This is a genomic window from Selenomonas sp. GACV-9, assembly GCA_900116485.1.
GTDB lineage: Bacteria > Bacillota > Negativicutes > Selenomonadales > Selenomonadaceae > Selenomonas_A > Selenomonas_A ruminantium_G.
Genome location: FPAX01000023.1, coordinates 1 through 21,580, shown reverse-complemented (window position 1 = coordinate 21,580; position 21,580 = coordinate 1). Strand labels below are relative to the sequence as shown.

Genomic DNA, 21,580 nt, shown 5'->3' with positions numbered 1-21,580 from the left:
TCACCTGTCAGTCCTGCACGAGGATCTTCTCGATCTCGACGACATACATCGTATGATAGTCGTCATTGTACCACTTCTCATCACAGGCCTTGTCGATAAAGCACGCCTGCTGCATTTCCTGGGCATAGAGCTTGCGGCAGAGCATCGTCACGCGGGCCTCATCGAAATAAGTGCGGCCATTGTCATGCTGTACGGTAAGGCTAGCCTTGGCAATCTTGTCCTCGTCGCGGCCCGAAACGGTGCCGAAGTAGCTCATCATCTCGCGGCGGTCTTCGGTGAATACCGACAGCGTCAGGCCCTCGGCCTTGTCGATGAACTCCTTCGTGTAGCGGCTCGGACGGATGAAGATAAAGGCCACCGGCTTGCCCCACATGATGCCCATGCCGCCCCACGAGACCGTCATGGCGTTGGACTTGCCTTCCGCCTCGCCAGTGACCAGCAGCCACTCCTTGCCGATGACGCGGAACACGCTTTCGTTGAACTCTTCTGGTTTGACTTCTTTCATTGCCATTGTGCTTATTCCTTCCTTTATCCACATTTATTTACACATATCCACAGTAAAAATCCACAAAACGCTGGGTTTATCCACAGTTCTGCCGTGGATATCCCCAACATTTTGTGGATAAGTATTACTGTTTGTTATTATTTGTCATTTTTCAAGGCATCATCGAGGGTATGCCAGGCCAGGACCGCGCATTTGACGCGGGCCGGCATATGCGAGACATTCTTGAGAGCCAAGGCCTCATCGAGTTCCTCAAGCTCTTCCTCATCGGTAATCTCGCCTTTGATCATGCTGATGAATTTCTGAGCAAGACCGCGGGCCTCCTCGACGGATTTGCCGCGAATGAGCTCGGCCATGATGTCCGTGCTGGCCTGGGAGATCGCACAGCCGATGCCCGTGAAGGCAGCATCCTTGACCATGCCATCCTCCACCTGCAGCTCCAGCGTGATCTCATCGCCGCAGCTCGGGTTGCGTCCCTTTACCGAGCAGGTCGCACAGCTCAGATGATGCTTGTGGTCGGGGTTGCGGCTATGCTCCCCGAGGACTTCCGTATATACGTCATCAAGCGCCATAACCAAGTACCCCCCTTACCTTCTTGAGTGCTGCAATCCAGCGGTCGATGTCCTCCCGCGTGTTGTAGAGATAGAAACTTGCGCGGCAGCTTGCATTCTGCCCGAGGAACCGGTGCAGCGGCTGGGCACAGTGATGGCCAGTGCGCACGGCGACGCCATCGTTATCGAGGATTGTCGCCACATCATGGGGATGGACATCCTTGATGTTGAAGGCGATGATACCCGTCTTGTTGTCCCGCGTGCTGTCACAGCCGTAGAGCTCGATATACGGCAGCTCTCTAAGCTGTGGCAGGGCGTAGTCGACGAGGTCCTTCTCGATGGCCTCGATGCGATCAAAGGTGATATTCTCGAGATAGTCGATGGCAGCCGTAAGTCCTGCTGCACCGCCGACATTCTGGGTGCCAGCCTCGAACTTCGACGGTACCTCGGCCCAGGTCGATTCCTGCTCCTGCACGTACTCGATCATGTCGCCGCCGCGCAGGAACGGATCCATCTTGTCAAGGATCTCATACTTGCCATAGAGCACGCCGATGCCCATAGGTGAGAGCATCTTATGGCCCGAGAACGCGAAGAAGTCGCAGTCCAGATCCTGCACATCCACAGCCATATGAGCCACGCTCTGGGAGCCGTCAACGATGCAGACAGCGCCTACGCTATGCGCCTTCTTGACGATGCTCTTGACGTCATTCTTGAGACCAAGCACATTCGATACCTGCGTGACCGCAACAATCTTCGTGCGCTCGGTGATCTTCGTCTCGATGTCCTCCTGGGAGAGGTTGCCATCTTCCTCGAGATAGATGTACTTGAGGATTGCCCCCTTGGCCTTGGCCACGAACTGCCAGGGCACGAGGTTGCTGTGATGCTCAGAGATGCTGATGACGATCTCATCGCCAGCTCCCACATTGGCGAGGCCATAGCTATAGGCCACGAGGTTCAGCGCCTCGGTGGCATTCTTCGTGAAGATGATCTCTTCCTGGCGTTTCGCCTTGATGAACTGCGCCGTGCGCTTACGTGCCGACTCATAGATATCGGTTGCCTTGACCGACAGCGCATAGGCGCCACGGTGCGGATTGGCGTTGCAGCCGCCATAATAGCCGCAGATTGCCTGTATCATCTGATGCGGTTTCTGCGTCGTCGCCCCGTTATCGAGATAGGCGATATGCTTGCCATCGATTTCCCCATTGAGCAGCGGGAAATCCTTCAAAAAGTCCTGTGCCTCAGCCATTTGCAACCCTCCCCTGCAATACCTTGTCAATCTCCTCTTTGAGCGCCTCGTCGGTAATCCGGTCAAGTACCGGACGGAAGGATGCCTCGACAATCAGTCGCTGTGCATCCGCCAGGTCAAGGCCACGGCTCATGAGGTAGAACAGCTTGTTCTCATCGATCTTGCCGACGCTGACCGCATGATGGCCATCCACGTCGTCCTCGTGGGAGAGCATGATGGGAACGCTGCGGTTGCGGACACCTGGCGAGAGCAGCATGACTTCCTCGTTCTCACGGCCCACCGAGCCCTTCGAGCCCTCGAGGAAATCCAGCGTGCCACGGAAGGTCTTCTCGCTCGCCCCTAAGAGTGCCCCGCGCACCTGCATGTTCGCATCGGTACGGCGTCCCTGCTGGCGGATGATGTAGTTGAGGTCGACGCGGCGGTCGCCGTCGCCGAAGTAGAATCCCCAGATATCGCTCTGGCTGTCATCGCCGGCCATATCGACGGTCAGCTCGGCGGCTGTATGGCGCGCACCGGCCTCCACCGTCGTATAGGCGAACTTAGCGCCCTTGCCGACATAGACCTTGACGCGGCTCGTGCTGGCCGTATCGGCCGGCGCCAGCTGCGCGTGGATGAGATGCAGCTCCGCTCCATCGGCGATATGTACCTGCACCTCATGCTGCCCGCCTTCACGATTGACGAGCACCACTTCATCCTTCTGCCCCGCCTCGACGAGGATCTGTTTTTTCGTTATATGATCACTGAGATTTTCCGGAACCCGGGCCTCATTGACACCGAGCCAGCGCCAGGTGCGCATCGGAATCTCAGAAAAGATTTTAGCATCCATTAGCCGATAGTCCCTTCCAACTCAATATTTACCAGATTATTCATTTCGAGCGCATACTCCAGCGGCAGCTCCTTGGCAATCGGCTCGACGAAACCGCGGACAATCATCGCCCGGGCCTCTTCCTCGTCGATGCCGCGGCTCGTAAGGTAGAAGATCGCCTCATCGCTGATGCGGCCGATCTTGGCCTCATGGCCGATATCAGCTTCGTCGCCCTCGATGTCCATGACCGGCAGCGTATCACTGCGCGAGAGGTTGTCCAGCATCAGCGACTCGCAGTTGACCGAGCACTTCGCATAGGGTGCGTTCTTCGTGACCTTGACGGCGCTGCGGTAGGTCGCCATGCCACCAGCCTTCGAGATCGTGCGCGTGTTGATATTGGCCGACGTATGCGGTGCCGCGTGGATGACGCTGGCACCGGTGTCGAGGTTCTGCCCCTTCGAGGCGAAGGTGACACCGGTGAACTCGCAGCGGGCATTCTCACCATGCAGCACGCTGCAAGGGTAAAGGCACGAGATATGCGAGCCGAACGAGCCCGATACCCACTCGATGATGCCGTCCTTCTCGACGAGGGCGCGCTTCGTGTTGAGGTTCATCATGTTGCGCGACCAGTTCTCGATGGTGGAGTAGCGCAGCCGCGCTCCGTCCTTGACGAAGAGCTCCACGCAGCCGGCATGCAGGTTCGTGACGTTGTGCTTCGGTGCCGAGCAACCCTCGATGAAGTGGAGGCTTGCACCCGGCTCCACGATGATCAGCGTGTGCTCGAACTGGCCCGCACCGGCAGCATTGAGACGGAAGTAACTCTGCAACGGCATCTCCACATGGACGCCAGCCGGCACATAGACGAAGGAGCCGCCTGACCAGACCGCACCATGCAGCGCCGCGAATTTATGGTCTTTCGGCGGCACGAGCGTCATGAAGTACTCTTTGACGATGTCCTCATGCTCACGCACAGCCGTCTCCATATCGGTGTAGATGACACCCTGCTTGACCATGTCTTCCTGGATGGAGTGGTAGACGACCTCTGAGTCGTACTGGGCGCCGACGCCGCCCAGCGACGTCTTCTCCGCCTCGGGGATACCCAGACGGTCAAAGGTGTCCTTGATGTCCTCAGGGACCTCTTCCCAGCTGCCCGTCATCTTGGCATCCGGCTGGACATAGGTGACGATGTCGTCCATATTGAGCTCCTCGAGGCTCGGGCCCCAGGTCGGCAGCTCCAGGGAATTGTAGACTGCCAGCGACTTCAGACGGAAATCCAGCATCCACTGCGGCTCGTTCTTGCGCGTGGAAATATCGCGGACAACATCTTCCGTAAGTCCGCTATGAGCTTTGTAGACCGAGTGGTCTACGTCCTTGATATCATAGAGCGTGCGCTCGATATCTTCTATATATGTTTTCTTCTTCTCTGCCATCCCGAATGCCTCACTTTGCTTCCGGCTGAGCTTCGAGGATATGCGTGAAACCACGGCTGTTGATGTCCTCGATGAGCTCAGCGCCACCCTCTTCAACGATCTGGCCGTTCATCAGTACGTGTACCTTGTCGACCTTGAGTTTCTCGAGGATGCGCGTGTTATGGGTGATGATCAGGCAGCTGTTCTCTTCATTGTGGAACTTTGCGACGCCCTCCGAGACGATCTGGACAGCGTCCACATCGAGGCCCGAATCCGTCTCATCGAGCAGGGCAAGTTTCGGCTGCAACATCAGCAGCTGCAGGATCTCGTTGCGTTTCTTCTCGCCGCCCGAGAAACCAACGTTCATATAGCGCTGCGCATACTCCGGCTTCATCTTGAGCTCCTGCATCTGCGCCTTCATTTCCTTGCGGAAGGGCAGGATCTTGACCTTGTCCCCGGTGATGGTCTGCTTGGCCGTGCGGATCATGTTCTCGACCGTGATGCCCGGAATCTCCTCCGGCGTCTGGAAGGACAGGAACAGGCCCTTGCGCGCACGCTCGAAGGTCTTGAGTCCCGACATGTCCTCGCCCTCGAATTCCATCGTGCCGCTCGTGACCTGATACTTCGGGTGCCCCATGATGATGTTCATCAGCGTCGACTTGCCCGAGCCATTCGGTCCGAGGATGACATGGACCTCGCCCTTGTTGATGGAAAGATTCAATCCTTTGAGGATTTCCTTATCTTCCACCCCTGCATGGAGATCCTTGATTTCCAAAAGCTTCTCTGCCATTATATAAACTCTCCTTCTATTCAAGAAAAACGATTCGTTTTAATCCTTAGCATTTTACTCGGGATTGATGCTTTCATTGTATGAGGTTTCATGCTAAAAGTCAATAGAAAGCAGCACAACCGATAAATTTTGTGCATAGTTGAAAATGTTTATCATCAAATTTCTCTATCTATTATTATAGAAAGATTTTCTCGCCTGAAACGCTATATTATGATAGGATTATAAATAGGACTATACTACTATTGCAAACAGACCAAGGGATTACAGATAGATCTTGCAATAGCTTGAGGAAGAAGGGATGTTTCCGATGCGATCAGCGCCAAGAAAACAAGCCATATGCCTTTGGCTGATGATAATGATGACTGCCGCCGCCAGCCTGCTGGCTATGCTGCCAACAGCCTCTGCTCATGAGCGCCAGCTGCTGCGCGTCGGCTATACCGATAAACCCGGCTACCTTGTCTTCGATGCCAACCACTATTACCACGGCATGCTCTATGAGTCCATCGAGAGCATTGCCACCTATCTCGGCGCCAATATCATCTATGTGCCTGGCAGCCTGGAGGAAAACCGCCAGCGCCTGCAGAGCGGTGACATCGACATCATCGCCAGCAGTGACAGCATCAGTGGGTACACTGTGCCTGATGCTATCTTGCTGTCGCCTCCCGACAGCAAGACGATTCCGCTGGCCCGTGGCATCGGCTGGCTTGAGGTGAACACGAACAATCCGGCCCTTATCGGGTCCATCGAATCCAGCCTCAAGGAACTCCGCTCCGTCGCGCCGCTCCATATGCTGCACCTGCTGGAAAAGTACCATGAGCAGGATCGCTCCTCACTCAACCTTACCCCAGAAGAAAAACAATATTTAGCGGAGCATCCAGTCATAAAAGCGATGGCCTCGCCTGGACAGCCGCCCTATACGTATTTCACGGATTCTGGTACACATACAGGCGTCGTCGCCGATATCATGGCCCTGATTGCCGCCGACCTTGACATCAGGATTGAAGTGATTCCTAACCAAGCACAGGCAGATATGCTGCAGCAGCTTGCCGATGGCCAGATCACCTTGATCACTGACTTCTATGCCGACTACAACTGGGCCCGGCAGCATAATGCCGACCTCACGCTGCCCTATCTGACCCTGAACTATGTCACCGTGATGCGCAAGGACCAGCCCCTCCCTGACACGCCCATCATCGCCTGCCCACGCAGCCATTTCTACGTCCATGAATATATCGAGAAGATGTTCCCGCCTGAGCAGCTGGTCTACTATGACACCGTGCAGGAATGCATGGCCGCTGTCAATAACCGCCAGGCCGATATGACCTTCGTCAAGTCGATTACTGCCCAAAGCGATATCCATCTTGGCAATTACTACAACCTCTATACCAACAGCAATGTAGTCTTCAGCCACGAAGTAGCTATGGCTGTAAGCAGCCAGGCCGATCCGCTGCTCGTCCGCATCCTCAACAAGGAGATCGCCCATATCGGCCAGCAGCAGATTGCCAGCATCGTCAATCGCCAGGTATATACCGTACAAAGTCAGGACACACTGTCGGCACTGATATACCGCAACCCGATCAGTGCCCTCTTATACTGCACCTCGGTACTTGTCACCATCATCCTCGCCCTGCTGTTCCTGATGCGGCTCAACAGGCGGCACAATGAGGCCCTCTACCGCGAGGCCCACTACATCAAAGAAGTCGATATGTACAATCTGCGCTGGTTCGTCAAGAAACTGCCCGAAAACCTCGAACGCTATCAAGCCGAGCGCGCTCAAGGCAAGATGTTCCTGCTCGTGCTTTCGGCCCAGCATATCTCCTTCCTGCGGGAGCTGTACAGCCGCAAGACCTTCAACCAGGCATTGGTCGGCCTTATTGAAAAGGCCCGCACCGCCAACGACTGGCTGCTGTCCCACGCGATGTCCTCGGATACGATCGCTATTGCCGTACTCTGCCGCCTGCCCGAAGGTTTCACGATGGAACAGGCGGCCACGAAACTCACGCAGGATGCCAGCAGCTGCATCGTAAACGGCACGCCAATGAAGATCCTCTACCATGTCGGCCTCTGTGCCATCCCGCCGGAGGGGCCGATTGATGCGGCAAACCTGCTCAACAATGCCATGCTGGCCTACGCCGAAAGCGTCTCCCACAACAGGGATATCAGCATCTATAACGCCGATCTGCGCCAGCACCTGCTCTACCAGAAACAGATGGAAAGCCTCATGGACAAGGCTCTCAAAAACGGAGAGTTCAAGATCTACCTGCAGCCCAAATACAACCTCAAGACCCAGACGATCATCGCCGCTGAGGCCCTTGTGCGTTGGCAGAGTCCCGAGCTTGGATTCCTGCTGCCGAACCGCTTCATCGACCTGTTTGAGCGCAATGGTTTTGCCATCGCCCTTGACTACTATATGCTCGAAACCGTCTGCCGGTACCAGCGGGAACGCATCGACCAGGGCCTGCCTGTCATCCCGATCTCGGTCAATCAGTCCGGCCTGCATATCACTGAGGAAAACTACCTCAAGCGCATGAAGGCCATCGCGCAGAAATATCAGCTGCCGCCAGACACCATCGAGCTTGAGATTACCGAGACGGCCTTTATCGACTACAACTCACATGACGCCCATTACAATGCCGCTGCCATTGTCAGCCAGCTGCGCCATCTGGGATTCCGGCTGTCCATGGACGACTTCTGTACCGGCTATTCCTCCATTGCCATGCTTCAGCATCTGCCGATGGATGTCATGAAAATCGACCGCTCCATGCTGCTGGCTGCCGAGAAATCACCGCGCGCACTTACCATCCTGCAACATATCGTCGACCTCGGTCAAAGTCTCAACATGGATGTCCTGACCGAAGGTATCGAAACACGCCAGCAGGAACTGCTGCTCTTATCTATCGGGTGCCACTTAGGACAGGGATTCCTGTTCTCCCGCCCGATGCCCTTAGAAGAATTTGCCGCATTTGTTGAAGAACACTCCATTGAATCTTAAAGGGGTTTTATCATGCACTACCTAGCAAAGATATGCAGTATATTGCTGAGTATGGCCCTGGTCATGCTGCCCGCGCAAAGTCTGGCCGAACCGCCGGCCTACCAGACCATCCGCATCGGTGTTGCCAACGAAAGGCGTCCCGGCCCAGCCAACGATGCCATCCGGCTGATGGCCAGCTACAACAGCAGCTATCTGGCCGAAATCGCAAAAATCACGCATTGGCAATATGAGCTCTACCACGGCACAGCCGCCGACTGCCTCCAGCGCCTGCAGGAAGGCAAGCTCGACCTCGTAGCGCCGGTCAGCGCTGCCGCCTTCCCGCCCGGACAATACCTGTTCTCGGACGGCCATTCCTGTGCGGCAGTCCTCGGACTCTATACGCGCGACAGCGACATGTCGATTACCGCCGAACGCGGCTCCACGCTGAACGGCTCCGCCATCGGCGTACTGGACAGCAGTGACATCAAGAACCGCCTGCAGTTCTTCGTCAAGACAAACGGCTGGAACGTGAGCATCCGCACCTACCCCACCAGCGATGCACTGACCGCCGCACTCCATCGCGGCGAAGTCCAGCTCATCGCCTGCACCGTGTTCAATCTCACAGGCAAGGAACGCTGGATCGCCTTCGTTGACACCATCCCGCAGCAGTATCTGACCAACGCTGCGCACACCACGCTGATGGAGCAGCTCAATCAAGCCATCCTGAGCATCGAGATGACAAATCCTTCGTTTGAGACACGTCTCAAGCGCGAGTATCTCGACCCAAGTATCTACAAGATGGCCCGCTACTCTGAGCATCAACAGGCCTTCATCCGCTCGGCACCAACTGCCCGCGTAGCCTTCCCTGGCAGCTTTGCCCCGCTCTTCCAGCAGAACAAGGACTTCGGCAACATCTACGGCATCGCGCCGGATATCCTGACCCTGCTGATGAACGCCACCGGCATCACCTTCCAGCCTGTGATTGCCGAATCCTCAGAGGCCGTGGCCAAGATGCTGCGCACCGGCAGCGCCGAAGCCACCTTTGCCGTCTATGTCAACGACCCCAAGCTGCAGATGATGCAGTTCTCCAACAACATCATCTGGCTGCCATTCACGCCGATCGTCCAGCGCGCTCAGGATGAATCCGCGCGGCCTGAACGCATCGTCCTGCCCACATGCTTCACCGGCCTGCGGGAGTTCTTTGAACGCCAAAATCCCCAGGCCAAGGTAGCCGAGATGCCCAACCCCGAGGAATGCCTCTATGCAGTCGAGCAGGGCTTGTACGACTGCACCTTCCTGCCGCAGCCATACCTCTCCAAGAACAAGAATATCCTGCTGCACTTCCAGCTGAAAGTCCTGGATGCCGCATTGGTCTCCGTCCCGCTCTGCCTGATGTTCCGCGCCGATGCCCCTGAGATGCTCTGCCATACGGTCAACACGGCCCTGCTGGGCCTGCCGCAGAATCAGCTGACCCAAGTCGTCCAACACAACAGCGAGCCCGATATGTCCTTCGGCTATCTGCTGAGCCAGCACCCGCTGGCCCTGACCGTCGGCCTGCTGCTCAGCTTCATCATCCTGGCCACGGCCATCTTCCTCATCTATCGCAACCGTCTCGAGCAGGAGAAGAACTACGCGCTGACCATCCGCGAGCTCGAGCTCCAGCAGGCCCTCGATGCCGTGGAGATCCTGCAGGAAGACCGCGATATCTACAAGCGCAACGCCGAGACCGACCACCTCACAGGCTGCCTCAACAAGGCCGCCATGACAGCGCAGTGCCAGCAGATTCTCGATAAGCTGCCCGAGAATTGGACGGCCGCCTTCTTCATTATCGACCTGGACCACTTCAAGGAGGCCAACGACACTTACGGCCACCAGCGCGGCGACGACATCCTCATCGAGTTTTCGGCCATGCTGCGCGACATCCTGCCGCCGCGCACGCATATCGGCCGCTTCGGCGGCGATGAATTCACGCTGCTGCTGACCGAGCAAGACGAAGGCGACTGTGAGGCCTACGTCAGCATGATTGCAAGGCTCATCCTCGAACAGACCCGCGGCCTCATCGTCTGCGACACCCCAGGCAAGGTCACGGCCAGCATCGGCGTCGCCATCAGCCCCGCCGGCAGCAGCCACGACCTGGGCACCATCTTCCGCCGCGCCGACCGTGCCCTCTACGACGTCAAAGAAACCTGCCGCGACAACTATCGGATCTACAAACACTGAAAACAGCCGGAAAATGCACCGCATTTTCCGGCTGTTTTTCAATTACATTCCCGCTATCAGTTCACCATCATGACAGCTTGATTCTCGCCGAGCCTGAAGGAAATCTGACCATTTTTGACGATAGCTTTGAGCCCTGACAACTGGTCTTTGAGTACCGTGCCATCTTTAGCTGCCACCTTCAGCGTCACCTGCTGGGCCTTGCCGTTGTTGAGAGCCACGACACCGATCTTGCCCGAGCCATCGACAGCCGTGCGCTGGTAGGCGTAGATATTATCCTTGGCCGCAATGGTCGCAAGGTCGCCGCGCGCAAAGACATTCTTGTTGTCATTGCGGGTTGCAATTGCCTTCTTATAGAAGGCCTGCAGGTCCTTATCCTCTTTGCCCCAGGGGAACGTGCGGCGGCAATCAGGATCCTTCGATCCGAACTGACCGGCCTCATCGCCATAATAGACAGTCGGCATGCCCGGATAGCCCATCTCGAAGGCCACAGCCATCTTGAGGCGGCTCTTGCCGAGGTCATAGTCGAAGTCTGACTTCTGAGCCTGCAGCACGCCGTCCTTGCCACCGCCATAGGTATAGATAGCCCGCGCCGTATCGTGGGAGTCGACGATGTTCATAAGGTTGTAGAAGGCTTGCTGCGGATAGTTCTGGCGCAGCTGGGTGAGCACATCATCGGTATCCTGCGCCTTCCCCCCCATGACGAAGTGCATGAGCGCATCGGAGAGCTTGTAGTTCATGACCGAGTCCATAGAATCGCCCATGAAGAACTGGGAGCCGTCCTGCCAGATCTCGCCCAGAAGCAGCGGCGTATCGCCAGTCTGGGTCTTGACGGACTTGACGGCCTCACGGGTCTTGGCCCAGAACCCCGGCGGCACCTCCTTTGCCACGTCAAGGCGCCAGCCTGCAAGGCCATAATCGAACCACTTGAGGATTACGCCCTTATCGCCATTGCGGCCATAGAGCAGATAGTCACCGAGGTCCGTATGGTCAGTCGTCGTCTTGTCATAGCCCGGATAATCCTTGTCGCGGAATGGCGCGAGGCTCGAGAAGCTCTGCCAGTCATGATAGGCGTATTTAGCCCCCATCTCATCCTGAGTCTTGACATTCTTGATATCGAACCAGTTCTCCCAATGATAGGGGCTGAATACCTGCCCTTCAGCCTCCAGCTGTTTCCTGGCCTCGGTTTTGGCCTCCTCCAGTGTCAGCCCCTTGCTGTTCTGCAGGTCATAGATACGGCTCCAGTATTCATAGGCACCGACGGTCTTGTACTTGCCATAACGGTCGAAATAGATGGAGTCATCGCCCACATGGTTGTAAACGCCATCCATGATCAGGTGCATGCCGCGTTTCTTCATCTCACCGGCCAGTTTTTGCAGATCGGCGAAATTGCCGAGGAACGGGTCAACGGCATCATAGTCGCGCGCATCGTAGCGATGGTTCGACGAGGCCGCGTAGATGGGATTGACGTAGATAGCCGTTACCCCCAGCCCCTTGAGGTAGTCGAGTTTCTGCGTGATGCCCGCCAGGTCGCCGCCATAGAAATCATTGCAGTCCCATTTATCGCCATCGAGTACGCCAGCACCGGCATTGGCCGGCGGCGTATTCCAGCTGCGATGCTGGACGGGCTGATTCCCGCGCGCCGTAGTGCGAGCATTGTCGTTGGACGGGTCGCCATCGCAGAACCGGTCAGGGAAGATCTGATAGCAGACAGCCTCCTTGGCCCAGTCGGGCGTCACAAAGCCCTTCTTATAGGCTGTGACCTGGAAGTATTTCGCTCCCGCAAGCTTGAGCTCCCCTGTACCACCAGTCTTGGTATCGTCGCCGTATTCCTTCGTGTCATTGAGCACGAACTTATAGCCATAGATGCCATAAGTTTCCGGCGTGAAGCTGCCCTGCCAGATATCCTGCCCATCCTTGGTACTGATCTTTTTCATAGCGTAATATGTCGTAACCCCAGCATCGTAGTCGGGATTATACTCATCGCCGCCCTTGGCCGTCATCGTGGCCTTGGTGACCATGAGCTTCGCCGCTTCCACGTCCCCGGCTCCCGTGCGGATCGTCAGCGTCACCGGCGTGCCTTCTTCCACAGCGCCCCAGGGGCTGCGCTCCTCTTTGTTCCAGCTGTCATGAATGACCCTGTCCGCACGGATGCTGCCATCATCGGCAATGATGTGTTTCTTGGCTGCATCATAGTAGAAGGTGACCTCCGCAGCCTTGCCGATATGGACAGGCTGGGTGACGGGTGCCTGTCCGGCCTGGGATACGGTAACCGTATAGTCGCCAGCTGCGGCCTTTGCCTCAGTCTGATAGAGTCCCGACAGCATCAGGTCATGCATCGTGCCATCCTCTATCCCGGCAATCCCCGAGATGACCGGCAACTCACTGTCGCTGAGCATCTTATAAGTATGGCTGTCGGCAATGCGATGGGTCTTATCGTTGTAGTAGAAGGTGACTGTCTCGGGCTTGTCGAGGGTCAATGAGACATTGGCGCCATCGGCGATGCCATTAAGGCCGTAGTTCTCGGCCCAGGAGCCATTGATGGCCACCTTGTAGTTGTAGATGCCCGCTGGCATATCCTTGATGGTCAGCGCGTAGAATCCCTGCCCCAGCGGCGTCATCTTCGTCGCCATATCTGCAGGCGCCCACTTCGCGGCTGCACCGCCCACCATCTGCAGGTCGCCGACCAGCACGATATCGCGCTGTGCTGACGCAGCTGCCACTGCCGGCTGCCAGAAAGCCATCCCCGTATCAGCCGGAGCAGCATAAGGCCCCACGAGCAGTCCTAATGTCAGCGATACGCCGATAGTTCTCTGCAATAATCGTTTGCGATCCATAGTCACACCTCTTAGAAATGGAAATCCATCTGGGTACGGAAGAGTTTGCGCGTGTACGGATTGGCCGTGCTGCGGCCAGTCTTAGCCTGCTCATAGAGGGTTTCCCACTCGACATTCTTCCACGGCACATACTTGACCCCCAGGATCCAGCCGCGGCTGTCGCCCTTCAGGGAACCCCACTCATCATCATGGCTGATATCACCGATGGCACCATAGTCGATATAGCGCCCATAGATTGAATACGAACCGCGCGTATTGAGGTCAGTCTTCTTGTAATCAAGGCGGACAGCTTTCGACGAATTGTGCTTATCAGCCCCCGTACGGACATAATCGCCAGTCAATCGCAAGTCTTTCGTCAGATTCGTTGCGGCACTGACCACCCAGCCGTAGTTGCCGAACCACTTTTCTTTATTGGAACGTGCATAGGCGACATTGATATCGCAGTTATGACCAACCGGGCCAAAAACTGCCAACCCAGCCAGCGAGAAGTCTGCCCCATCCCAAGTCGGCGCCATATAGAACGGGCTGACCTGCAGTCCCTGCTTGTTGACGGCCATTCCTGCCTGAATGCCATCAGCCTCAGCACCATAGAGGATATTCTGGAACCCCAGCCCACGCCAGGTGCGGCCAACACTTACCCAGAGTTTCTGGTCAGGGAACCAGCCATCGGCCCAGATGCGCTGGATGCGGCCCGTATCTGCACCATCAGACCCCGAATGGGTCGCGCCCGTCTGGGTATTGCGTGCATAATGACGGTTTGTCTCTAACTGGAACTTTGCGGTCCAGTTATCGGATACCTTGAAATCGCCCAGCAAATTCATGTAGAAACGGCTGCGATCCTTCTGATCCTCCCCTTGGATATTATCGCGATCCCACTGGGTCCGCACAAAGCCATGCAGGTTCACGCGCTCGATTGCCTGCTTGTTCTTCTCGATCTGTGCCGTATTGGCATCGACCTGTTTCCGGAGCGTTGCCAGCTCGCCGCCGTATTCGGCCTCAAGTTTCTCAAGAACGGCCCTGTCAGCAACCGATCCACCGGATTTCTGCATGGCCTTGGCAACAATCGCCGCCATCTCATAGCGCGTCATCGTCCGGCCACCTTGGAATGTATTGTCGCCCATGCCTTCGATGATGCCATCTTTGGCCAGATAGTCCAGCGCCTCATAAGCCCAATGATCCTTCGGCACGTCAGTGAAGCTGTCGGCTGTTGCCGCCAGTGCCGTACCGCCAAGACCAGTGCTCATCATCATGCCGGCTAGGATTGCTGCTGTATTCTTGTTGATCTTCATCGTCTGGATTCTTCCTTTCGCACTATCTGCAGTATATTCTGCAGTTCTTGAATTTTCACGCAATTGTACGCTTATATGAAGAGGCTTTGGGGTAAAGCCTCTTCATATGTTCATATATAGGAATATAGGGGTGTAGGGAGTCGGGGAAACTCCCCCCTAGGGGAAACTTATTCAGATATTAGCCTCGAGCATCCTGCCGACACCGGCATAGACACTGCGGGCCTTGGCCTTGATAGCCGCCCGTGCGGTATCCACAGTAAAGCCATTGAAGGCCTCGATCATCGGCAGATCGTTGATCTCATCGCCGATGGAAAAGATCTCGGGATCGCTCCAGCCCATGATCGCGACGAGCTTGCGGATGCCCTGCTCCTTGCTGATGCCCTTCGGCGTGACGTCGACGCTGCACCGGTTCGGATAGGCATGCACCACATCGCCGAAGCGGGCATTGATGCGCTTGCTGACCTCGAGGGCCTCTTCTGGATCAGGGTAGCCCAGTGAGAACTGGTGGATCTGTGGCAGGCTCAGGATGTCCTGCTCCTCGATCGGCACGATGGCAAAGTCCCACTGCCGGGCCTCCCGGGAAATCCAGGATCCCTCGCTCTCATGGTAGAGATAGGTCGTATCGGCTGCCGAGAAGGCAAAGTGGAAGGACCGGCGGACGCCGGGATCCTTTACCATCTCTGCCAATACCGTCAGCGGGATCTCGCCCTGCCAGAGCGGCGTGCCATCAGCACGGCAGATGAGGCCGCCATTGTTGCAGACTGCATAGTCTGACTCGATGCCATAGTATTTGAGCTGTGGCGCCAGCATGCCATAGTCACGCCCCGTGACTACGCCAAACTTGTTGCCAGCCGCCCGCCAGTGGCGGACGCCCTCGGCATCCGCCGGCGAGATCTCTTCGTTGCGGAACAGGGTCCCGTCGTAATCGCTCGCAGCAATCTTCATCTGGCCTTCGCCTCCTTTCCTGTCCTCTGCCCTAGATAGCAGACCGCCTCATAAGGGCGCAGCCTGCCCATCTCGCTGTCCGGCTGTGATTCGATGATGGCCTGTGCCGCCTCCGGAAGTTCCACGTCATAGGTCACGGACGCATCCGTGAAGTTTACGACGGTCAGGCTTTCCTGATTGCCCCAGCGGCGGCGGAAGGCATAGATATCCTCCCGCTCCGTCAGGACTTCCTCGTAGCTGCCCTGCTGCAGGACTGCTGCCGCAGCGCTTGCACTACGCACACGGCTGAGCTGCCGATAGAACGACAATACCGAGTCTTCTTCCTCCGCCTCGCTTTCGACACAGCAGCGCGCATAGTCATCATGGACAGGCAGCCAGGGCTGCCCCGCCGTGAAACCAGCCTGGCGGCCGCGGGTCCACTGCATCGGCGTGCGGGCATTGTCACGGCTGTAACGGTGGACAAACCGCAGCGCATCGCTTTCGCTGAGGCCCTCCGTCAAAGCCAGTTCATACTGCCCATGGGAAGATATATCATCATAATCATCAATGGCTGGCCAGGCCATATTGTCCATGCCCAGCTCCTGCCCCTCGTAGATGAAGGGCGTGCCCCGCAGAGTGAACAGCACCGTGGCCAGGGCCTTGGCCGTGACCTGTGGGTCGGAGCCATCGGGGAAGAAGTGGCGCACACTGCGGAACTGGTCGTGATTCTCGAAGAAGATCGGATACCAACCATTATCCGCCGTGGCCAGCTGGCTGGCCGTGAGGCTCTGCTTGAGCGCCGGAATCAGCTCCGGCTGCCAGCCTGTCCCGTGACACCAGATATCGCCATTGGGGAATTCCAGGTTCACATGGCTGAACTCGAAGAGCATATCAAATACCCCTTGCTCTCCGACCCAGTCTGCCAGCTCATCAGGGCCCACGCCGTTGGCCTCAGCCACCGTGAAGATATCGTGGCCGTCAAAGACCTCCCGGCGGAACTCCTGCAGGAAATCGAGGATTCCCGGTGTATTGGCAATCATCGTATGGACATTGACCATGCCGTCGCTGCTGTCGGGCTCGCCGTCAGCAAAGACTGCCGGTTTCTTGATGTAGACGATGGCATCGATGCGGAAACCGCCCACGCCCTTGTCGAGCCAGAAATTGGCCGCGTCATAGAGTGCCTGCCGCACGGCCGGATTCTCCCAGTTGAGATCCGGCTGCGCCTCAGCAAATGTGTGCAGATAATACTGCTGCCGCGCCTCGCACCAGGTCCAGGCACTGCCGCCAAAGATTGAGCGCCAGTTGGTCGGTGCCGAGCCATCGGGCTTGGCATCGCGCCAGATATACCAGTCCGCCTTCGCATTGTCACGGCTGGCACAGGACTCTTTGAACCACTGATGTTCTTTTGAGGTATGGTTATAGACCAGATCCATGACGATGCGGATATCGCGCTTCTTCGCCTCGGCAATCAGCTCTTCCATATCTGCCATCGTGCCATAGGATGGGTCAATAGCGGTGTAGTCGGCAATGTCATAGCCATTATCTACCATGGGCGAGGGATAGACCGGCGTGAGCCAGACTGCCCCGACGCCCAGCGTCTTTAAATAGTCGAGCTTGCGCGTGATGCCCGGGATGTCTCCCTGGCCGCTGCCAGTCGTATCGAGAAAGCTTTTGGGATAGACCTGATATACGACAGTCTTCTGCCACCATTGCAAATCTTTCATGATAAATCGTTCCTTTATGGGTCACTGGGGTCAGAAGGTCAGTACAGGCGTCTCATTGGCCTCCACCTTCTGATCCGGTTTCTTCTGCATCTGCGGATAATCCGCCGAGTTCGTCACCGCCATGATGACCGTCGTCTGATAGCCGGCATCACGGATGACCTGCGGGTCAAAGCGCAGCAGCGGCTCGCCCTTCTTGACATGGGCACCCTGCTCCGTCAGCAGCTGGAAGCCACGGCCATTGAGCTTGACCGTATCGATGCCGACATGGATAAGCAGCTCCGCGCCATTTGCAAAGCGCAGGCCAATCGCATGCAGGCTCCCTTCCATGACCATCGTGACCTCCGCATCAGCCGGCGCCACGATGGTATCTCCCGTGGGCTCGATGGCGACACCATCGCCCATCATCTTCTGGGAGAACATATCGTCATTGACTTCCGCCATATCGATGAGCTTGCCCGAGACACAGGCCTCAAGCTTCATGGAAAGATCCATAGCGGCTGGCGCATTTGCCGCACTCTGCTGTCCCTCCGCCGGGGCAATGGACTCGCCCTTCAGGAGAGCATCGAAGTAGCCGCGTACCTGCGGTACCGAAAGGCCGACAATGACCTGCACCGCATGGCCGTTCTTGACCAAGCCATAGGCACCTGCCTTCGTGAATTTCGATACTGGTTTTACCTTGTCGGGGTCGCCAACCGTCACGCGCAGGCGCGTCGCACAGTTCGTGACCTCCTTGATGTTATCCGGGCCACCGAGGCAGTCGAGGAAAACCTTGGCTTTGATGGCCATGGCATTGCCAGCCAGGCCCATATCTTCCATTTCCTTCTTGGCATTGTACTCATCTTTCGAGAACAGCTTGTCCTCAACGTCGTCAGCCGTACGGCCCGGCGTTGCATAGTCGAATTTCAGGATCATGAAACGGAAGGTGAAGAAGTAGATGGCCGTAAAGCAGAGACCGATGACGATCTGCATGATGTACGTGCCCGAATGATACGAGAACAGCGGAATCCAGTTCTGGACGAAGCAATCGATAAGGCCGCCGCCAAAGTTACCGGCCAGGCCGAAGAAATAGAGCGTTGCCGACAGCGTTGCGGCCAGGATAGAATGCACAAGGTAGAGGAGCGGTGCCACGAACAGGAACGTGAACTCCAGCGGCTCCGTGATGCCGCAGATCACAGCGGTCAGCGTCGCCGGAATCAGCAGTGCTGCCGTCTTCTTTTTCTTCTCCGGCTTTGCGCACATGTAGATAGCCAGTGCTGCACCCGGCAGGCCGAATACCTTCGAGCTGCCATGCAGGGCGAAGCCGCCCTCCGGGAACATATCCTTGAGGCTCTGTGCACTCGTCGCAAAGTCATTGATATGCTGCAACCAGTAAGCCTGGATGCCGCCATCGCAGACAGCCGGGCCGAAGATGAACGGCAGATAGATGAAGTGGTGCAGTCCTGCCGGCAGCAGGATGCGCTCCGAGAACGTGTAGGCCCATACACCGAGCAAGCCGCTGGTCTTGAGGAAGCCCTGGAAGTTCATGATGCCATGCTGGATAGCCGGCCATATCAGGCAGAAGACGAAAGCCAGCGGGATCATCACCGCAAAGCCGACAGCTACGACGAAGGCCGGGCCCTTGAAGATGCCGAGCCACTCAGGGATATCCGTATCGTAGAACCGGTTGTGGAGCCAGGCCGTCACGCAGGCGATGAAGATAGCGCCCAGCATGCCCATGTCGAGGGTCTTGATATTGGCGATCATCGCCAGGCCCGTACCAGCGCCTGCATCCTGGCTGTAGTCGACGCCGAAGAACGCACCATCAAGCGTCAGGAAACCCGAGATGAAGTAGTTGAAGACCATGTAGATGACGAAGGCTTCCATCGCACAGCGGGCCGGTTCCTTCTTGGCAAAGCCGATAGGCACGGCGATGGCGAACAGGATCGGCATCTGGGCAAATACGGTCCAGGCACCCTGCTCAACGACAAACCAGAAATCATACCACAGCGTACCCTTCGCTGCGAGAGCTCCGAGAATTCCCTCATTCTTGCAAATGATGGATAATGCTACCGTGAGACCAAAGAATGCGAACAATACGACCGGCGTGTACATCGCACCGCCGAACCGCTGCATTCCCTGCATGACACGATCTTTGCTGAGTGTCATTTTCATTCCCTCCAGTTCTCCTACGAACTTGTTGTCATTTTGATACATACATGAATAAATACGGTTCCATTTCAGATCCCGTTGGCATCCTGCCGCTGTTCTCTGTAAGATATCTTGTACTTAAAGCATACGCAAAAAAACCCGCGAACGCAATAGTTTCGCGGGCTTTCGGCACTTTGTCAGCAAGGCGTATCTAGGTACATCAGCCGTACTTTGGTACATTCAGCTCTTGTCCTGCCGGTTGATATACATGCGGTACTTGACATACCAGACCTCCACCAGCATGAAATAAGGCATCATCGACTGGAAGGCCGTATGCTCCGTATCATCCTCATAGAGCTGGAAACGGGCCGGCGACACGTAGAGATTGACGGTCGACAGGCTGGCCAGGGTATTGTCATGGAGTTTCGTGATCGAGATGAACGGCACATCACGCAGCTGCAGCTGCCGGGCAAAATCCACCACGAGAGGCGTCTCTCCCGACAGCGACACGAAGACGAACAGATCATCGCTCGTCAACGACCGCGCAATGGCGCGGAACTCCTCATAGCCATTTATCTCATAGATCAGCACATTGTCATAGAAGAACAGGCGCTTCAGCTCCTGCACGACATTGCTCTGCACATAGCCCGAGGCAAAGGCAAAGACACGGTTGGCCTCGTGCATCAACCGGCTCGCACTGTCGAAGTTGCGCTTGAACACCTTGGCCGAGGTCTGGGAATAGAAGTCCCGTAAATCCTGCAACACATCTTCCCGGTAAAAGGCCTCGGAGGGCTCCTCCATTTTCATGACCGCCTTGAGCTCGCCAAAGCCATCAAAGCCCAGCTTCTGCGCAAAGCGGACGATTGTCGTACTCGATACCGCACAGGCGCGGGCCAGCTCGTGAATCGATATATGGCGGGCCTCAGCCCGATGTTGCAGGATGTATTTCCAGATAGCCATATCCGTGTCGTTCAACTCTTGCATATGACGGTTGATGATTTCTTCCAATCGCATACAAAACGCCCCCTTGTCCATGCCATATTATAGCACGAACCGTCAAAAAGCAACATTTTTTCGCCGTTTGGGCAGCGAATCATCATTCGATTGACAGGCATATCCTCCCTACAATGGAGGCAATTGAAAGGAGTGATTGATACATGGATCAGCGCAACTGCCTGGATAAGGCTGCCGAGGACGCGCTCATCGCCCGCGCCGCGGCCCACGATGATGCTGCCACCAGCCAGCTCTACACCTTCTATCAGGGCCTCCTCCACAAGGAGGCACACCAACGCTACCTTGCAGCCGCAGGGCTGCAAGACGAGACCGAGGGCATCGCCGCCCTGGCCTTTATCGAGGCCATCCACAGTTACGACGCCGCCCGTGGTGTCCACTTCGCCGCATTTCTGCAGCGCCGCGTAAAGGACGCACTCTACATGGCCTTCTGCCGCCTGCGCCGCTATCTTGCCCGCACCTCGCATCCCGACCAGGACCGCACCGCGGATGGAGACTTCTGGGACCTTCTCATAAGCCCCGCCCGCGATGCCCGAGATCCCGCCGCCACCTGCCCTCAGCGCCTGCTGCTGCGCCAGGCCATCCAAAGGCTTACCGCCAAGGAAAAACAGCTGCTCGGCCTCATCTATCTCTACGAACTCCCCCAAAAGACAATCGCCGCCCAGCTCCACGTCTCCCATCAGTACATCAGCAAGACCAGGAAACACCTGCTTAGCAAAATGAGGCAAAGCATAGACAATTGCAGTTTGTCTGTTAGTGCGAGATTACAATAAACTTGATACATCTCAGCTTGGGTGAGGGTGGGTGCACTTTTTCTCCGCTCCGCTAAATGACCCGCGCTGGTGTTTAAGTACATATTTAGTTACATGCGCCGGGCAGGCCGGCGGCGCGCCAATACATCTTGACGTTCTAGTTTGTGCTTGCCGCGTGCCATCCCTCACTGCGTTCGGGCAGTCGCTCCGTCTACGAAGAAAGTGTACCCACCCTCGCCCTCCGTTATGTTGGGATAATCCTGCTCTGTTCCGGCGATAGGTCACGAATTACATCGATGTGCTTGCTGCGGGAGCAACGGTTCGTGCAAATTCAGACTACCGTTGCCAAAGGGGCGAACGGGGTAGTGCTTCTTTCTGTCTGGAGCGACTGTCCTGCGCAGCAGGACTGGGCCGTAAGCGCATAA

At 56.6% G+C, this 21,580-nt stretch carries 16 protein-coding genes; 3 read left to right on the top strand and 13 right to left on the bottom strand.

Translation table 11 applies throughout. The annotated features are described in order from the left end of the window. Window positions 1-7 precede the first annotated feature (7 nt). The 6 genes from BM322_RS12395 to sufC form a co-directional block, all read right to left on the bottom strand. Window positions 8-511: a flavin reductase family protein gene (locus tag BM322_RS12395; RefSeq protein ID WP_082334483.1), complete on the bottom strand. Its 504-nt coding sequence runs from the start codon at window positions 509-511 to the stop codon at window positions 8-10. 131 nt (window positions 512-642) lie between these two features. Further along, a complete protein-coding gene (sufU, locus tag BM322_RS12390; protein WP_075430942.1) occupies window positions 643-1,074 on the bottom strand; it encodes a Fe-S cluster assembly sulfur transfer protein SufU in 432 nt (143 codons plus the stop codon). Beyond that, window positions 1,064-2,299, bottom strand: coding sequence for a cysteine desulfurase (locus BM322_RS12385; protein WP_075430940.1), 1,236 nt, complete (start codon window positions 2,297-2,299; stop codon window positions 1,064-1,066). The genes sufU and BM322_RS12385 overlap by 11 nt, the downstream gene beginning before the upstream one ends. After that, complete coding sequence (locus tag BM322_RS12380) at window positions 2,292-3,125, bottom strand: SufD family Fe-S cluster assembly protein (protein WP_075430938.1); 834 nt, start codon at window positions 3,123-3,125, stop codon at window positions 2,292-2,294. The genes BM322_RS12385 and BM322_RS12380 overlap by 8 nt, the downstream gene beginning before the upstream one ends. Next, on the bottom strand, window positions 3,125-4,534 hold the full coding sequence (gene sufB, locus BM322_RS12375) for a Fe-S cluster assembly protein SufB (protein ID WP_075430936.1): 1,410 nt from the start codon (window positions 4,532-4,534) through the stop codon (window positions 3,125-3,127). The genes BM322_RS12380 and sufB overlap by 1 nt, the downstream gene beginning before the upstream one ends. A gap of 10 nt (window positions 4,535-4,544) precedes the next feature. Then, window positions 4,545-5,303, bottom strand: coding sequence for a Fe-S cluster assembly ATPase SufC (sufC, locus tag BM322_RS12370; protein ID WP_075430934.1), 759 nt, complete (start codon window positions 5,301-5,303; stop codon window positions 4,545-4,547). Window positions 5,304-5,652: 349 nt separating this feature from the next. On the opposite strand from sufC, the gene BM322_RS12365 reads away from it, so the two are divergent. Continuing rightward, window positions 5,653-8,295 (top strand): EAL domain-containing protein, encoded by a 2,643-nt coding sequence (locus BM322_RS12365; protein ID WP_177220897.1) that lies wholly within the window; start codon window positions 5,653-5,655, stop codon window positions 8,293-8,295. A gap of 21 nt (window positions 8,296-8,316) precedes the next feature. Here the strand turns inward: BM322_RS12365 and BM322_RS13610 are convergent, their stop codons facing one another. Then, complete coding sequence (locus BM322_RS13610; RefSeq protein WP_177220896.1) at window positions 8,317-8,991, bottom strand: hypothetical protein; 675 nt, start codon at window positions 8,989-8,991, stop codon at window positions 8,317-8,319. On the opposite strand from BM322_RS13610, the gene BM322_RS12360 reads away from it, so the two are divergent. After that, window positions 8,974-10,494, top strand: a complete 1,521-nt coding sequence (locus tag BM322_RS12360; protein WP_177220894.1) for a GGDEF domain-containing protein — start codon at window positions 8,974-8,976, stop codon at window positions 10,492-10,494. The genes BM322_RS13610 and BM322_RS12360 overlap by 18 nt on opposite strands. Before the next feature lie 56 nt (window positions 10,495-10,550). Here the strand turns inward: BM322_RS12360 and BM322_RS12355 are convergent, their stop codons facing one another. The 6 genes from BM322_RS12355 to BM322_RS12330 form a co-directional block, all read right to left on the bottom strand. Continuing rightward, window positions 10,551-13,328 carry an alpha-amylase family glycosyl hydrolase gene (locus BM322_RS12355; RefSeq protein WP_075430928.1) on the bottom strand — a complete coding sequence of 926 codons (2,778 nt, stop codon included), beginning with the start codon at window positions 13,326-13,328 and terminating at the stop codon, window positions 10,551-10,553. A gap of 11 nt (window positions 13,329-13,339) precedes the next feature. After that, on the bottom strand, window positions 13,340-14,617 hold the full coding sequence (locus BM322_RS12350; RefSeq protein WP_075430926.1) for an S-layer homology domain-containing protein: 1,278 nt from the start codon (window positions 14,615-14,617) through the stop codon (window positions 13,340-13,342). A gap of 171 nt (window positions 14,618-14,788) precedes the next feature. Further along, the gene (locus BM322_RS12345) at window positions 14,789-15,562 is read right to left on the bottom strand and encodes an HAD family hydrolase (protein WP_075430924.1); all 774 of its coding nucleotides are present in this window, start codon (window positions 15,560-15,562) and stop codon (window positions 14,789-14,791) included. Beyond that, window positions 15,559-17,265, bottom strand: coding sequence for an alpha-glucosidase (locus BM322_RS12340; protein WP_075430922.1), 1,707 nt, complete (start codon window positions 17,263-17,265; stop codon window positions 15,559-15,561). The genes BM322_RS12345 and BM322_RS12340 overlap by 4 nt, the downstream gene beginning before the upstream one ends. Window positions 17,266-17,295: 30 nt before the next feature. Then, window positions 17,296-19,410, bottom strand: a complete 2,115-nt coding sequence (locus tag BM322_RS12335; protein ID WP_075430952.1) for an alpha-glucoside-specific PTS transporter subunit IIBC — start codon at window positions 19,408-19,410, stop codon at window positions 17,296-17,298. 222 nt (window positions 19,411-19,632) lie between these two features. Further along, window positions 19,633-20,406, bottom strand: coding sequence for a MurR/RpiR family transcriptional regulator (locus BM322_RS12330; RefSeq protein ID WP_075430920.1), 774 nt, complete (start codon window positions 20,404-20,406; stop codon window positions 19,633-19,635). A gap of 143 nt (window positions 20,407-20,549) precedes the next feature. Between BM322_RS12330 and BM322_RS13880 the strand changes: the two genes are divergently transcribed. Next, entirely contained in the window at window positions 20,550-21,176 is a 627-nt protein-coding gene (locus BM322_RS13880; protein WP_075430918.1) for a sigma-70 family RNA polymerase sigma factor, read from the top strand. Window positions 21,177-21,580: the final 404 nt, after the last annotated feature.

Coding starts and splice junctions, on each gene's coding strand:
- BM322_RS12395 (WP_082334483.1), bottom strand. CDS start 511: ATGGCAATGAAAGAAGTCAAACCAGAAGAGTTCAACGAAAGCGTGTTC.
- sufU (WP_075430942.1), bottom strand. CDS start 1,074: ATGGCGCTTGATGACGTATATACGGAAGTCCTCGGGGAGCATAGCCGC.
- BM322_RS12385 (WP_075430940.1), bottom strand. CDS start 2,299: ATGGCTGAGGCACAGGACTTTTTGAAGGATTTCCCGCTGCTCAATGGG.
- BM322_RS12380 (WP_075430938.1), bottom strand. CDS start 3,125: ATGGATGCTAAAATCTTTTCTGAGATTCCGATGCGCACCTGGCGCTGG.
- sufB (WP_075430936.1), bottom strand. CDS start 4,534: ATGGCAGAGAAGAAGAAAACATATATAGAAGATATCGAGCGCACGCTC.
- sufC (WP_075430934.1), bottom strand. CDS start 5,303: ATGGCAGAGAAGCTTTTGGAAATCAAGGATCTCCATGCAGGGGTGGAA.
- BM322_RS12365 (WP_177220897.1), top strand. CDS start 5,653: ATGATAATGATGACTGCCGCCGCCAGCCTGCTGGCTATGCTGCCAACA.
- BM322_RS12360 (WP_177220894.1), top strand. CDS start 8,974: ATGGAGCAGCTCAATCAAGCCATCCTGAGCATCGAGATGACAAATCCT.
- BM322_RS12355 (WP_075430928.1), bottom strand. CDS start 13,328: ATGGATCGCAAACGATTATTGCAGAGAACTATCGGCGTATCGCTGACA.
- BM322_RS12350 (WP_075430926.1), bottom strand. CDS start 14,617: ATGAAGATCAACAAGAATACAGCAGCAATCCTAGCCGGCATGATGATG.
- BM322_RS12345 (WP_075430924.1), bottom strand. CDS start 15,562: ATGAAGATTGCTGCGAGCGATTACGACGGGACCCTGTTCCGCAACGAA.
- BM322_RS12340 (WP_075430922.1), bottom strand. CDS start 17,265: ATGAAAGATTTGCAATGGTGGCAGAAGACTGTCGTATATCAGGTCTAT.
- BM322_RS12335 (WP_075430952.1), bottom strand. CDS start 19,410: ATGACACTCAGCAAAGATCGTGTCATGCAGGGAATGCAGCGGTTCGGC.
- BM322_RS12330 (WP_075430920.1), bottom strand. CDS start 20,406: ATGCGATTGGAAGAAATCATCAACCGTCATATGCAAGAGTTGAACGAC.
- BM322_RS13880 (WP_075430918.1), top strand. CDS start 20,550: ATGGATCAGCGCAACTGCCTGGATAAGGCTGCCGAGGACGCGCTCATC.